General features: G+C 74.3%; 14 protein-coding genes and 1 pseudogene. 2 read left to right on the plus strand and 13 right to left on the minus strand.

Going from position 1 to position 13877, the window contains the following annotated elements:
* Positions 1 to 160: 160 nt before the first annotated feature.
* The 11 genes and pseudogenes from J1M40_RS01290 to J1M40_RS01340 all read right to left on the minus strand — a co-directional run bounded on the left by J1M40_RS01290 (position 161) and on the right by J1M40_RS01340 (position 9114).
* A complete protein-coding gene (locus J1M40_RS01290) occupies positions 161 to 640 on the minus strand; it encodes a flavodoxin domain-containing protein (RefSeq protein ID WP_069941971.1) in 480 nt (159 codons plus the stop codon).
* Between the two features lie 40 nt (positions 641 to 680).
* Complete coding sequence (locus J1M40_RS01295) at positions 681 to 2780, minus strand: NHL domain-containing thioredoxin family protein (RefSeq protein ID WP_206450380.1); 2100 nt, start codon at positions 2778 to 2780, stop codon at positions 681 to 683.
* A 95-nt stretch (positions 2781 to 2875) separates the two neighbouring features.
* A complete protein-coding gene (locus tag J1M40_RS01300; RefSeq protein WP_206450381.1) occupies positions 2876 to 3730 on the minus strand; it encodes a hypothetical protein in 855 nt (284 codons plus the stop codon).
* Positions 3720 to 4901: pseudogene (locus tag J1M40_RS01305) on the minus strand (cytochrome c oxidase assembly protein); the annotation flags it as partial. The pseudogene J1M40_RS01305 and the gene J1M40_RS01300, both read right to left, overlap by 11 nt.
* Positions 4902 to 5022: 121 nt before the next feature.
* The gene (locus tag J1M40_RS01310; protein ID WP_063188853.1) at positions 5023 to 5706 is read right to left on the minus strand and encodes a copper resistance CopC family protein; all 684 of its coding nucleotides are present in this window, start codon (positions 5704 to 5706) and stop codon (positions 5023 to 5025) included.
* 110 nt (positions 5707 to 5816) lie between these two features.
* Positions 5817 to 6512, minus strand: a complete 696-nt coding sequence (locus J1M40_RS01315) for a hypothetical protein (protein WP_206450382.1) — start codon at positions 6510 to 6512, stop codon at positions 5817 to 5819.
* Between the two features lie 157 nt (positions 6513 to 6669).
* A complete protein-coding gene (locus J1M40_RS01320) occupies positions 6670 to 6951 on the minus strand; it encodes an HU family DNA-binding protein (protein ID WP_002858339.1) in 282 nt (93 codons plus the stop codon).
* 229 nt (positions 6952 to 7180) lie between these two features.
* Positions 7181 to 7486 carry a 30S ribosomal protein S14 gene (gene rpsN, locus J1M40_RS01325; RefSeq protein WP_002858338.1) on the minus strand — a complete coding sequence of 102 codons (306 nt, stop codon included), beginning with the start codon at positions 7484 to 7486 and terminating at the stop codon, positions 7181 to 7183.
* A gap of 1 nt (position 7487) precedes the next feature.
* On the minus strand, positions 7488 to 7655 hold the full coding sequence (rpmG, locus tag J1M40_RS01330) for a 50S ribosomal protein L33 (RefSeq protein WP_002858336.1): 168 nt from the start codon (positions 7653 to 7655) through the stop codon (positions 7488 to 7490).
* Position 7656: 1 nt separating this feature from the next.
* Positions 7657 to 7893, minus strand: coding sequence for a 50S ribosomal protein L28 (gene rpmB / locus J1M40_RS01335; protein ID WP_002858335.1), 237 nt, complete (start codon positions 7891 to 7893; stop codon positions 7657 to 7659).
* Between the two features lie 465 nt (positions 7894 to 8358).
* Complete coding sequence (locus J1M40_RS01340; RefSeq protein WP_002858333.1) at positions 8359 to 9114, minus strand: VIT1/CCC1 transporter family protein; 756 nt, start codon at positions 9112 to 9114, stop codon at positions 8359 to 8361.
* A gap of 168 nt (positions 9115 to 9282) precedes the next feature.
* Here J1M40_RS01340 and J1M40_RS01345 point away from each other — a divergent pair, with 168 nt between their 5' ends.
* Positions 9283 to 10566 (plus strand): NRAMP family divalent metal transporter, encoded by a 1284-nt coding sequence (locus J1M40_RS01345; protein WP_206450383.1) that lies wholly within the window; start codon positions 9283 to 9285, stop codon positions 10564 to 10566.
* Positions 10559 to 11371: a putative hydro-lyase gene (locus J1M40_RS01350; RefSeq protein ID WP_159305542.1), complete on the plus strand. Its 813-nt coding sequence runs from the start codon at positions 10559 to 10561 to the stop codon at positions 11369 to 11371. Before J1M40_RS01345 ends, J1M40_RS01350 begins: the two co-directional genes overlap by 8 nt.
* Positions 11372 to 11393: 22 nt before the next feature.
* Here J1M40_RS01350 and J1M40_RS01355 read toward each other — a convergent pair whose 3' ends face one another.
* Positions 11394 to 12101 (minus strand): GntR family transcriptional regulator, encoded by a 708-nt coding sequence (locus tag J1M40_RS01355; RefSeq protein WP_036316824.1) that lies wholly within the window; start codon positions 12099 to 12101, stop codon positions 11394 to 11396.
* Positions 12098 to 13873 (minus strand): biotin carboxylase N-terminal domain-containing protein, encoded by a 1776-nt coding sequence (locus J1M40_RS01360; protein ID WP_159305543.1) that lies wholly within the window; start codon positions 13871 to 13873, stop codon positions 12098 to 12100. Before J1M40_RS01360 ends, J1M40_RS01355 begins: the two co-directional genes overlap by 4 nt.
* Positions 13874 to 13877: the final 4 nt, after the last annotated feature.

The following is a 13877-nucleotide window of genomic DNA, read 5'->3' on the forward strand; positions in this document are numbered from 1 at the left end:
GGAGGACGCGGCGGGGCGACGGGCGGAAGGGGACATGCGGCCAGGCTAACCGCTCGCCTCCGCCGCGGGCACGAGCGCCTCCGGCGCCGTTTCGTCAACGACAGCGGCTGTGGAGGCTCCTGCGCCCCCGCCGTCTCGTCGGCGAGCGCGGTGGGTGAGGTCAGCGGACGCCGGCGCCGGAGAGGGTCTTGGCCCAGGCCTCGATGGCGTCCCAGTCGCGGTAGTCGCCGTAGTGCTCGTTGCGGGAGAGCTTGAGCTTGAGCTTCTCCAGCCGGCCCAGGCGCTCCTCGACGAGCGCCCCGCGGAAGTACGCCACCTCGCGCGGACCGTAGGACTCGAGCTTCTCCCGCACCGGCGGGGCCAGCTCGGGCGCGCCGCCGGAGGCCAGGATCACGAGCGGCAGGTCCGCCAGCTCGGCCCGACGGGTGTCGAGGAACGCCCGCGCGTCGGCGGCGAGCGAGCCCGTGTAGACCGGGGCCGCGACGATCACCGCGTCCGCCGTGGCCAGCCACGCGGCGGCGCCCTCGACGTCCTCCACCACGGTCGGGACGGCCTGCGACGTGCGCAGCACCTCCGCGACACGCTCGGCGATCTCTCGCGTGGATCCGTGGGCGGACGAGGTGACGATGAGCGTGGTCATGGTGGGGCGCAGCCTTCGGGGTCGGGGGCGGACGACGCGCTCAGTGTATCCCGCGCAGGTCCAGGTCCAGGCGGGTCTCGGCGCCCTCCGGGACCCGGTCCGGGGTGTGCACCGTGACCGGGATGCCCCAGTCCTGCTGGTACAGGTGGCAGGCGGCGTGGTCCGGGATGGGCTGCCCCTTCTCCCCGTCGCACGCGGCGGCCCGGGCGGTGATGTGCAGGACGCCCTCCTCGACCTCGGGGTTCAGCCGCAGCGTCCGGTGCAGCCCCGTGGACGTGCCGGCGCCCTCGAGCAGCAGCTCCTCCGGGGACGAGGAGACCTTCAGCTGCGTGGGGTCGCCCCAGCGGTCGTCCAGCTTCTGCCCCGTGGGCGCGGCGAAGCCGATCGTCAGGTCCAGGTCACCGGCCACCACCGGGGTGCGGGGACGCTGCGTCTGCCGCGCGCCCTCGTCCACGGTGAGGAACTCCTCCGGCACCGCCAGCCGCGTGAGCCGGTGGGCGTTGGACTCGACCACCACGATCGCGGTGTCGTTCCCGTCCGCGTCGTGCTCCACGAGCACGTCCGAGGGCTCGAGCAGTCCGCGCGCCACCGTGGTCACCGTGGCCGGGACCGCCCGGCCCGCGGCATCCTCGCCGGCCGGGGCGTACCGGCGGATCGCGCCGTTGTACGTGTCGGCGATCAGCACGGAGCCGTCCGGCAGGGCTGTGACGCCCAGCGCGTGCTGCAGGCGCGCGCGGTCCGCCTCCCCGTCCACGTGGCCGAAGTCGAACAGGCCCGCCCCGACGGCGGTCCCGACCTCGCGGCGCCCGTCCTCCCCGGTCCGCACCCAGCGCACCGCGGAGGTCTCCGAGTCCGCGACCCACAGCGTGCCGTCCGCGCCCACGGACAGCCCCGAGGGCTGCGCGAACCAGGCCCGTCCGGCGTCGCCGTCCAGCAGGCCCTCGAGCGCCGTGCCCGCGTGCACCGCGAGCGCGCCCGTGACGGGGTCGAAGTCGAAGAGCTGGTGCGTGCCGGCCATCGCGATCACCACACGCCCCAGGGCGGGGTGCCACACGACGTCCCACGGGGAGGACAGCGAGATCGCGGTCGGCTCCCCGGGCAGGTCCGCGAGGTCGACGGCGACGTCCCCCTCGTCGTCGACGGCGGCGGCCTCCTTGGCGCGCTCGGAGTCGATGAGCTTCTGCACGCCGTTGCCGGCGAGGGTGCTGACGTGCCCGTCCGACAGGCGCAGGCCCCGCAGCCGGTGGTTGACGGAGTCCGCCACGACGACGTCGTAGCCGACGCGCTGGGCGACGTCCTCGGGCAGCAGCGCCAGGCCCTGCGGCTCGTTGAACAGCGCCTGGTCCGGCCCGCCGTCCGCGTGGCCCTTCTCCCCGGGCGTGGGGAATGCGAGCTCGGCCTGGCCCGCGTCCGCCGTGGCGGGGTCCCCGCCGCCGAACGCGCGGAGCACCGTGGTCAGGTCCTCGGCGACCTCCAGGAGGCGGTGGTGGCCGGTGTCCGAGACGAGGAACGTGCCCGGGCGGGAGCCGCGGCCGCCGAGCGACACGGCCTTGCCGGGGAACGACAGGTCCCGGGCCACGGGGGCGGGCGGGACGTAGGGGCCCGAGCCGCGGTGCAGCGTGCCCTTGGCCTCGTGCTCGGCCACGAGCTCGCGCACGAGCCCGTAGAGCCCGGCCACGTGCCCCTCTCCGGACAGGTGCGCGGCGATGTAGCCCTCCGGGTCCACCACCACGAGGGTGGGCCACGCGCGCGCCGAGTACGCCTGCCACGTGGTCAGCTCGGGGTCGTCCAGCACGGGGTGCTCGATGGCGTAGCGCTCGACGGCGGCCGCGAGCGCGTCCGGGTCCGCCTCGTGCTCGAACTTGGGCGAGTGCACGCCCACCGTGACGAGCACGTCCGCGAACTCCTCCTCGAGCGGGCGCAGCTCGTCCAGGACGTGCAGGCAGTTGATGCAGCAGAACGTCCAGAAGTCGAGGAGCACGACCTTGCCGCGCAGGTCCTCGAGGGCCACCTGCTCGCCGCCGGTGTTCAGCCAGCCGCGGCCCACGAGCTCGGACGCGCGCACCCGGGTGGCCGCGCGCGGCACGGCGGCGGGGGCGTCAGCGGACGGGGCGGGGTTCGGGGTCTGCGGTGCGGTCATGCCCACCATCATGACGCACGCCCCGGACGCGTCAGCCGTGAGCGGACGCCGGCGGCGTCACAGGGGGAAAGACGACGCCGCCGGGCGGGTCCGGCTCAGTCGGCGGCCAGGGCGGCGGCCAGCATCTCCTCGGCGATGAGGGTGAACTCCTTGCGCCCGGCCTCGGGCCGGCCCACGAAGGAGACCATCACCACGGCGTCGGAGGTGACGGCGGTGAGCACCTGGGCCGTGAGCTGGGGCTCGGACTCCGAGGCCACGGTCCGCTCCCACACGAGGGCGGACTGCGCCGGCGTGCCGTCGGACAGCGGCGCGTCGGAGACCTCGAGGCGGTAGTCGACGGTCGCGTCCCCCTCCTGCACGGTCATGGTCATCTCGCGGCAGTCGGCGCGCAGGGCGTTGACGGTCTGGAGGTGCCGCTCGACGTCCTGGCGGCCCTGGCCCGTGAGCCGGGCGACCTCCACGGTGCCCGTGCCCGTGAAGGTGTCGGCGCCGACGTCCACGCGCGTGGCCTCGGCCTCGTCTAGGGCGATCGGGGAGAAGTCCAGGGCGGTCAGCGGCGCCTTGCACTGCGCCGGCTGCACGGTGGTCCGGTCCGCGTCCGCGCGCCGGTCCCGGGAGTCCTCGCGGGCCGCGTCGATCTCCTCCGCCGTGGCGGCCCGCTGCCGGACGAAGCCGAACGTGGCCGCACGCTCGGCCGCGGCCTGCGCCATGCGCTCGTCCTGACGGTCGCCCAGGCCGAGCCCCTCCGGGGCCGCCGACTCCGTGGGCGCCGCGGTGCCGGCGTCGCCGTGGACTCCGTCCGCGGGCGCGGACGCGGCGGCCGGATCGCCGTCCCCGGCCCTGCAGCCCGTCAGGGCCAGCAGGCCGGCGGCGACGGCGGCCGCGAGGCGCAGCCGACCACGCCGGGGCGCGGCCGGGCGGCCGAGGGGAGGGAGGAGGTCAGCGGACATCACGGGCCTCCTCGGGGCCGGTGGAGGAGTCACGGGCCACGGGCTCGGCGCCGCTCGGGGCGTCGGTGACCGGGGTGCCGTGCATGCGGGCGTACATCTCGTTCCAGCGGCGCAGCTCCGCGTCGCCGTCGCGGTCGGCCTGCCGGTCCAGCCGGACCGCGTTCTTGCGGTCGCTGCGATACCAGAGCACGGCCACCATCACCGCCATCATCACGGTGGGGAACTCGCCGATGCCCCACATCACCGCGCCGCCGATGCGCTGGTCCTCGAGGGCGGTGGGGCCCCAGTCGCGGCCCATGTTGCCGAACCAGGACGCCTGCATCAGGCCGGTGGAGGTGGTCATGGCGACGCCGATGAAGGCGTGGAAGATCATCGTGGCCATCAGGAGCACGAGCCGCAGGGCGTACGGGGGCCGGCGCGGCAGCGGATCCGAGCCGATCATGACCAGGGCGAACAGGAACCCGGTCAGCAGGAAGTGGACGTTCATGAACTCGTGGCCCACGTGGGTCTCCAGCGAGAACCGGAAGAAGTCCGTGTAGTAGAACACCAGGATCGAGCCGGCGAAGTTGACCCCCGCCACGATCGGGTTCGTGATGAACCGCCCCCACGGGGAGTGCACGATCCACAGGATCCACTCGCGGGGGCCGCGCGTCCCGTCCGTGCGGGACGGCAGGGCCCGCAGCGCCAGGGTGATCGGCGCGCCCAGGACGAGGAAGACGGGGCTGAGCATCGTCAGCGTCATGTGGCCCACCATGTGCGCGCTGAACAGGACGCGGCCGTACACGGCCGGGGACCCGGAGGTCGCCCACAGCAGCACGGCCAGGCCCGCGAGCCACGCGACGGTGCGCAGCACGGGCCAGCGGTCGCCGCGGCGGCGCAGCTGCCACACGGAGCGCAGGTACCAGAGGGACAGGAACGCGATGATCGCGACCCACAGCCAGTCGAACCGCCACATCGTGATCCACCGGGCGCCCTCGAGGGCCGGCGGCAGCTCGTAGCCGGTGAGGATGCGGGCCGGGGAGGCGTCCGGCGCGAGCTCCTCCGGCACGGGCGGGGCCGTTCGGGAGAGCACGGAGGAGACGCCCATGACGGCGCCCATGATCACGGCCTCCACGGCGATGAGCTGCCACAGCAGGCGACGCGCGGGGGCGGGGCTGGGACGGTCCGGGCCGGGGGAGGTGGTGGTCACGTCTGTGGGGTTCCTTGTCAGGCGGGCGCGCGACGACGCGCGGGGCGTTCGGGCGCGCGAGGGCGGGGCCGGCCCCCTCAGGGGGCCGACCGGGGATCAGAGGTCAGCGGCCGTCGTCGAGGTGGCCGAGTGCGCGGGCGCGGCGGCCCATCAGGAGGAAGGCCACGACGAGCACGGCCAGGCCGGCGATGCCGGCGACCCACACCCAGGCGGGCAGCGCGTCGGTGTCCGCGGGCTGCGCGGCGTCGGAGCCGTCCGCCTGCGCGGTCGCCTCGGCCGAGGCGGCGTCGCCCTGACCTGCCGTGGCCTCCGGGGAGGCGGCGGTCGAGGCCCCGGCGACGGCGGTGCCGCAGCCCTGGGGCGCGGTGCCGGCGGCCGGTGCGGCCGGGTCGTCCACCGCGAAGTCGAACGAGCGCTCCTCGGAGTGCCCGTCCGAGTAGACGACGCGGTAGGCGACCTCGTAGTCGCCGTTGGGCAGCCCCTCGCACAGCGGCGCGGAGAAGGTGGGGCCGTCCACGGTGCCGGCAGCGGACTGCCACTGGTTGCCGTCGGCGTCGCGGACCTGCAGGAGGTTCTGGATGCCCTCGCCGTCGATCAGCTCGCCACTGAAGGTCAGTGAGACCTCCGACGGCGCCGTCGTGGCCGTCTCGCCGACCGCGGGGGCGGTGCGGATGAGCTCGTCGTGCGCGGCCGCGGGGGCGGCTCCGGCGACGACGAGGGCGGGCAGCAGGGTGAGTCCGGCGGCGGCGCGAGCGGCGCGGCGGACAGGGGTGGTCTGGTGATGCATGGTGGTGTCCTCACGGGTCTGCCGCGGTCCCGGACGGGAGTCGCGGGCGGACCGTTCCGAAGGGTCGTCGGGCGCGGTCGGGCCTCGAGACGCGGACGGAGCCGGCGTCCTCAGGCCGCGAGGGCGAACGGCGGGCCGCGCCGCCCCGGAGAGCCGAGGAGGGCGAGGGACGTCGCCGGCCGGAGCACCGGCGGGACGGGGACACGGAGGCGGGCCGGCGCCGGCAGGGGGCCGTGCGCGGCCGGCGGCGGGCAGACGACGGCCACCACGCGTTCGGCGATGGCGAGCACGAGGACCTCACCGCGCCGCAGCACCAGCACGGTGAGGACCGCGGCGATCACGTGGGCCGCGAGCATGCGCAGGTCGGTCAGGTGGCCGGCGGGGGCGCCGGACAGGGCCTCCCCCGGCGCCAGGAGGGCCCCGGCGCCGGGACGGGCGTGGCCGAGGTGGGCGGGGTCGACGCCGGCGACCGGCGCCACGGCGTGGCCGCCGGCGGCGAGCCCGTAGAGCATGTGGAACAGCCCCTGGGCGATCGCGACGGCCGCGGCGGTGCGCCACAGCGAGAGGGCGCGGCCCGCCAGGGCGGTGCAGAGCGGGGCGGCGAGGACGGCCGCGAAGGCGACCACGCCGACCTCGGGGAACCCGTGACCGGGCTCGGCGGCGGTGTGGAACAGCGCGGCCAGGGCGGTCATCGCCAGGGACCCGGCCCAGCCCCGGGCCAGACGGGCCGGCCCACGCACGACGCGCGGAGGGGCGTCCTCGAGGCCGGACGGGGCCCACGGAGCGGCGGCGACGGCGCTGCGCATGCCACGACTCCTCTCCTGACGGCCCCGGTCCACGTCGGCCGGACGATCGTCCGCCCATCCTACGCGGCCGGAGACGACGACGGGCGCCCCACCCGAGGGTGGGACGCCCGTCCTGCGGCGTGCGGCGTGGGTCCGGGGACGCGCACCGCGACCGGGATCACTCGGAGGCGGCTGCCTTGAGCTTGGAGCCGGCGGTCACCTTCACGGAGTGGCCGGCCGGGATGGTGATCTCCTCGCCGGTGCGCGGGTTGCGGCCGGTGCGCTCCTTGCGCTCGGTGCGCTCCACGGCCAGCCAGCCCGGGATCGAGACCTTCTCGCCCTTCTTGACCTGGGCGGTGAACACCTCGAAGAGGGCGTCCAGCACATCGCTGACGGCGGCCTGGGTGTTGCCGGAGCGCTCGGCGACGGCGGCGACGAGTTCCTTGCGGTTCATGGCCATGGGTCCTCCCTATGGGACGTCGGTTACGGTTCCCGGGCCGTTCGGACCGGGCTGCCAGTTGTGAACGTACCACCTCTCCGCGGGCGAATCGCCCCCTGAACCGCGAGAATCCGCGATTTCCCGTGACCCGGGTCGCCCCCACCCCCGAGGCACGACGACGGCGGCGCCCCTCTCAAGGAGGGGCGCCGCCGTCGTGGTGGTGCCTAACGCCCGGAGACCGGGCCGCGGGTCACCAGGAGGACTTGGTCACGCCGGGCAGCTCGCCACGGTGCGCCATGTCGCGGAAGCGCACGCGGGAGATGCCGAAGCGCTGGAAGGTGCCGCGCGGGCGACCGTCGATGGCGTCGCGGTTGCGCACGCGGACCGGGGAGGCGTCGCGGGGCAGCTTCTGCAGGCCCAGGCGGGCGGCCTCGCGGGCCTCGTCCGACGCGTTCGGGTCCACGAGGGTCTTGCGCAGCTCGAGACGCTTCTCGGCGTAACGGGCCACGATGGCCTTGCGCTGCTCGTTCTTGGCGATCTTGGACTTCTTGGCCATCTCAGCGCTCCTCTCGGAAGTCGACGTGCTTGCGGACCACCGGGTCGTACTTCTTCAGGGTGATGCGGTCCGGGTTGTTCCGGCGGTTCTTGCGGGTCACGTAGGTGAACCCGGTGCCGGCGGTGGACTTCAGCTTGATGATCGGACGAACGTCCTTGTCCTTGGCCATGTCAGAGCTTCACTCCCTTCGCGATCAGGTCCGCCACGACGGCGTCGATCCCGCGCACGTCGATGGTCTTGATGCCCTTGGCGGACAGCGTCAGCGTGACGTTGCGGCGCAGGGAGGGGACCCAGTAGGTCTTCTTCTGGATGTTCGGGTCGAACCGGCGCTTGGTGCGACGGTGCGAGTGGGAGATGCTGTGGCCGAATCCCGGCCCAGCCCCGGTTACCTGGCAGTGAGCTGCCATGATCACTCCTCGTGGCAAGTAGTAGTAAAAGGACGGGCGGAACCCGCATGGCGGCGAGCCGCGGACCTGTCCGCGGACACCTGTTGTGAGCCCCGCCCCGGGTGTGGACACCGCACTCTTACTGCGACTTCTCGAAAAGGTGGACCAGGCTGGGTGAGAGCCAACCGAAGTTCCTTATGGGATCGCTGGTGTGGACGGTGAGCCCCGGTCCGCCCTGAGGGCGTCCCGGGATCCGGTCTGCGGGAGCGCGTTGCTTTTCCGACCCGCCGTCCGCCCGGTCACCTGACCGATGGAACGACGAGAACAACGCGGCGTGCGCCGTCCTATCTTACGCGAACCGTGGGCGTCGCTTCAACTCGACGGGGGGCGCCTGTGGTATGCGCACGGTCCTCGGCTTCCAGGACCGCTCCGCGCGCGCCACGGCGCGGCCACGGGCGCTGGGCCGGCCCACCCCTCCGGCGCGGATCAGGCGACCGACGCCCCCAGCAGCGAGCCCACCGCGAAGGTCAGGCCGAGCGCCAGGGCGCCGCCGAGGACGACGCGCACGGCCGCCCGCAGCGCGGGCGCATCGCCGAGCCGGGCCCCGACCCAGCCGGTGACGGCGAGGGCCACGAGGGTGACGCCGAACGTGAACGGGACGCGGAGGCCCACCGGCGCCAGGACGACCGTCAGGAAGGGCAGCAGCGCGCCCACGAGGAACGCGAGGAAGGACGCTCCGGCGGCGGCCCACGGGCTGACGACGTCCTCCTCCGCCATGCCCAGCTCCATGCGCAGATGCGCGGCGAGCGCGTCCTTCTCGGTGAGCTCCCGCGCGGCGGCCTCGGCCGTGGCCCGGCTCAGGCCGTCCGCCTCGTAGAGCTGCACGAGCTCCTCCAGCTCGCCCTCGGGATCCTCCTCGAGCTCACGGCGCTCCTTGGCGATCAGCGACTTCTGCGAGTCGGAGGACGAGGAGACGGACACGTACTCGCCCAGCGCCATGGAGAAGGCGCCGCCGACCACGGCGGCGGCGCCGGCCAGCAGGATCGGGGTGAGCGCCGTCGTCGCGCCGGCCACACCGACGACGGTGGCGGCGACGGACACGATGCCGTCGTTGGCGCCGAGCACGCCCGCGCGGAGCCAGTTGAGGCGGGCATGCACGCCGCCGGAGGCGTGCGGCTCGTCGGGACCGCCCGGCGGGAGCTGATCGGCCAGGGGCGAGGACTGTTCAGACGTGTGCGACATGTCTCCATGGTCGCGGCGTGGGGCGGGGCGCGCCAGGCAGGTGAGGCGTTCCTTCGGGCGGGGACGCCACGACACCCGGTCTCGCTGTTGCCAGGATTGTTCAACAACAGCTACCGTCTCCCCAGCGCCTCGTGACGCCCGTCACCTCGCCTGGCGCCCTCGACGAAGGTGACCACCGTGTCCCACGCAGACATCCCCCACGCCGGACCGGACGGCTCGACCCCCTCGGGCACCGCGCCGAAGACCGACTCCCGCGCCGCGAGCGCCACCCGGCGCACCGCACTGCTCGGCGCCATGTTCCTCATGGCCACCTCGGCCATCGGCCCCGGCTTCATCACGCAGACCGCCACGTTCACCGTCCAGATGGGCGCCGCGTTCGCGTTCGCCATCCTGGTCTCGATCCTCATCGACGTCGCCGTCCAGATGAACGTGTGGCGCGTCATCGGCGTCTCCGGCATGCGCGCCCAGGAGCTGGCCAACAGCGTCCTGCCTGGCCTCGGCTGGGTCCTCGCCGCGCTCGTGTTCCTCGGCGGCATGGTCTTCAACATCGGCAACATCGCCGGCACCGGCCTCGGCGCGAACGCCATGCTCGGCGTCGACCCCCTGATCGGCGGCGCCGTCTCCGCCCTCATCGCGCTGCTGATCTTCCTCTCCAAGCGCGCCGGTGTGGCCCTGGACCGGATCGTGGTGGTGCTCGGCGCCGTCATGATCCTGCTGATGCTGTACGTGGCCATCACCTCCGCCCCGCCCGTGGGCGAGGCCCTGCGCCAGTCCGTGATGCCGGAGGAGGTCGACTTCTTCGTGATCGTCACCCTCGTGGGCGGCACCATCGGCGGGTACATCACCTACGCGGGCGCCCACCGCATGATCGACTCCGGAGTGAAGGGCGTGGACGACGTCCAGGACATCACCCGCAGCTCCGTGGCCTCGATCCTCGTGACCGGCCTGATGCGTGCCCTCCTGTTCCTGGCGATCCTCGGCGTCGTCGCCTCGGGGGCGGTCCTGGCCAAGGACAGCCTGGCCGCCTCCGCCTTCCAGGCCGCCGCCGGCGACATCGGGCTGCGCATGTTCGGCATCGTCCTGTGGGCCGCCGCCGTCACCTCCGTGATCGGCGCGTCGTACACCTCGATCAGCTTCGTCACCCGCTCCACCACGAGCGTCCGCACCCGCAACCTGCTGACCGTCGCGTTCATCGTGGTCTGCACCGCCCTCTACCTGGCCCTGCGCCAGGCCCCGCAGACGCTGCTCGTGTTCGCCGGCGCGTTCAACGGCATGATCCTGCCGGTCGGCTTCGCGGCCCTCCTCTACGTGGCCTGGCGCCGCCGCGACCTGCTGCACGGCTACCGCTACCCCGGGTGGCTGCTCGTGATCGGTGCGCTGGCGTGGATCGTCTCCGTGTTCATCGCGGTGCGCGGGTTCCTCCCCATGGTCGAGATGATCACCGGTGCCTGAGATGACCACGACGACGCCGCTGCTGCCGCTGGACGGCGCCACGACCCCCGCGCAGGCCCGCGAGCGCTTCCGCGCGGGGCTCGTGCGGCCGACCTCGGGGATCGCCGACGGCTACGCGCAGGCGAACCTCGTCTCGATCCCGCAGGACCACGCCTACGACGTCCTGCTCTTCGCCCAGCGCAACCCCAAGGCCCTGCCGCTGCTCGGCGTGTTCGAGGCCGGCGAGGTCAACGGCCCCGCACTGGACGGCGACGTCCGCACGGACGTGCCGCAGTACGTGGTGTACCGCGACGGCGTGGAGACGGACCGCCCCACGGATCTGCTCGACGTGTGGCGGGACGACCTCGTGACGTTCGTGATCGGCTGCTCGTTCACCTTCGAGTCCGCCCTGGTGGCCGAGGGCATCCGGATGGCCCACCAGGACGCCGGCGTGAACGTGCCGATGTACCGCACCACGCGGCGCTGCGCCTCGGCGGGCCGCCTCTCGGGCCCGCTCGTGGTCTCGATGCGCCCCATCCCCGCCGACCGCGTGGCCGACGCCGTGCGCATCACCTCCCGCTACCCCGCGGTGCACGGCGCGCCCGTGCACGTGGGCGACCCGGCCGGCCTCGGGATCACGGACCTGTCGGCACCGGACTTCGGCGACGCCGTCGAGGTCCCGCACGGCCACCTGCCCGTGTTCTGGGCGTGCGGGGTGACGCCGCAGGCGGCGATCATGGAGTCCCGCCCGCCGCTGGCCATCACGCACGCGCCCGGGCACATGCTCATCACGGACCTGCCGGACCGGATGTTCCAGGTCCCGTGACCGCCGGGACCCGGGGAGACGGTCAGCCCCCCACGGCGGCGAGGTGCGCCAGGACGAACTGCTCCGCCTCGTCCAGGTAGCCGCCGAACATGGCGTGCACCGCGGGCAGGTCGCCGGCCAGCAGCCGCTCCACGATCCACCGGTTGCGGTCCGCGAACAGCACGTGCAGGCGCGTCTGCTCGTCCATCGGATGGAACGCCAGGCGCACGCGGGCCTGCACCGACGCCATGAGCCGCGTGAGCTCGGGGGCGCCGGCCAGGTCCACGATGCCGACGTGCACGCGATGGTTGGCGTCGCCCAGGACCCGCGCGGGCGTGTCCGGGCCACCGGAGAGCAGGTCCTGGGCACAGCGCAGGTGGCGCGCCGCGCCGGGGGTGAGCTCGCCGTGCTCGAGGGCGCCGAGCTGGATCACCCGACGCGTGCGGTACAGCCCGCGCACGTCCTCCGGACCCGGCGCCGCCACGAACACCCCGCGGTGCGGCCGGCGCTCCACGAGGCCCTCCGAGGCCAGCATGGTGAACGCCTCGCGCAGGCTGTTGCGACTGACCTGGAGCTCGGCGGCCAGCGCCACCTCCCCCAGCCGCTCCCCCGGCACGAGCCCGGCCGCCGCGATCCGCTGCCGCAGCTGCGCGGCCGCGGCCACGGGAGCCGGCGCCGGGGCGGACTCCCCGTCACCGGCGCCGGGCGCGAGGTCGTCCCCGGTGACACCGTCGCGCGTCGGCACCCTCACGCCCCCAGCCGGGCGATCGCCTGGCCGCGCGTCACCGAGGCCGGGGTCTCGGCCACGAGGAGCTGGATCCGGCCCGCACGCGGGGCACGGATCGGCGTCTCCATCTTCATCGCCTCGACGATCGCGACCGTGTCACCCTCGACCACCTCGGCGCCGTCCTCGACCTTCCACGAGGCCAGGGTGCCGGTGACCGGCGAGGCCACGGCGCCGTCGTCGTCGGGCTTCCCGGCGCCCGCGGCGTCAGCCGGGGCCGCGGCACCCGCACCGCCGCCGCCGAGGAGGGCCGCGTAGAGATCCGCGGGCAGGCCCAGGCGCACGGCGCGGCCGTCCAGCTCCACGGTGACGGAGGTGCGGCCGCCCGCGGGAACCTCGGCGCCCAGGTAGGGGGACTCGGCCAGCGGCTCGGCGAACTCGGACTCGATCCACGTGGTGTAGACGCCGAGGCGGTCCCCCGAGGTGAAGGCGTCCTGCTCGAGCACGGCGCGGTGGAACGGCACCACGGTGGGCACGCCGTCGATGCGCAGCTCGGCCAGGGCGTCGCGGGCGCGGGCGATGGCCTGGGCGCGGTCCTCGCCCCACACGATGAGCTTGGCGAGCAGGGAGTCGTACTCCCCCGGCACCACGGAGCCGGTGCGGACGCCCGAGTCCATGCGGACCCCGGGGCCGGTGGGGGCCTCGAACGCGTCGATCGGGCCGGGCACGGGCAGGAAGCCGTACGCCGGGTCCTCGGCGTTGAGGCGGAACTCGAGGGCGTGGCCGCGCGGGGTCGGGTCCTCGGGGATGCTCAGCAGCTCACCGGCGGCGATGCGGAACTGCTCGCGCACCAGGTCCACGCCGAAGACCTCCTCGGTCACGGGGTGCTCCACCTGCAGGCGGGTGTTGACCTCCAGGAAGCTGATGAGGCCGTCCGGGGCCACGAGGTACTCGACCGTGCCGGCCCCGGTGTACCCGGCGGCGCGGCAGATCTCGCGGGCGGAGGTGTGGATGCGCTCGCGCTGCTCGTCCGTGAGGAACGGCGCCGGGGCCTCCTCCACGAGCTTCTGGTTGCGGCGCTGCAGGGAGCAGTCGCGGGTGCCGAGCACGGCCACGTGGCCGTGCTCGTCGGCGAGGACCTGGGCCTCCACGTGGCGGGGGCGGTCCAGGAAGCGCTCCACGAAGCACTCGCCGCGCCCGAACGCGGCCACGGCCTCGCGGACGGTCGCCTCGAACGCGTCCTCGACGTCGCCGAGCTCACGCACCACGCGGATGCCGCGGCCGCCGCCGCCGAAGGCCGCCTTGATGGCGATCGGCAGGCCGTGCTCCTCGGCGAACGCGCGCGCGGCGGCGGCGTCCGGCACGGGGCCGTCCGAACCCGGCACGAGCGGGGCGCCCGCCTGCTGGGCGAGGGAGCGGGCGGTGATCTTGTCGCCGAGGGCGCGGATGGCGTCCGGCGACGGGCCGATCCAGGTCATCCCGGCGTCGATCACGGCCTGCGCGAAGTCGGCGTTCTCGGAGAGGAAGCCGTAGCCCGGGTGCACGGCGTCGGCGCCGGCGCGGCGGGCGACGTCGAGGACCGCGTCGATCTTCAGGTAGGTGTCCGCCGAGGACGCGCCCGGCAGGTGGAAGGCCTCGTCCGCGACGGCCACGTGCAGGGCGTCGGCGTCCGGATCCGAGTAGACGGCGATCGAGGCGATGCCGTGGTCGCGGGCGGCGCGGGCCACGCGCACGGCGATCTCGCCGCGGTTGGCGATGAGCACCCGCGTGACGGGGCGGGCGACGGGGGTGGTGGTCATGCGG

The sequence above is a fragment of the Micrococcus sp. KRD026 genome, from assembly GCF_017168445.1.
GTDB lineage: Bacteria > Actinomycetota > Actinomycetes > Actinomycetales > Micrococcaceae > Micrococcus > Micrococcus luteus.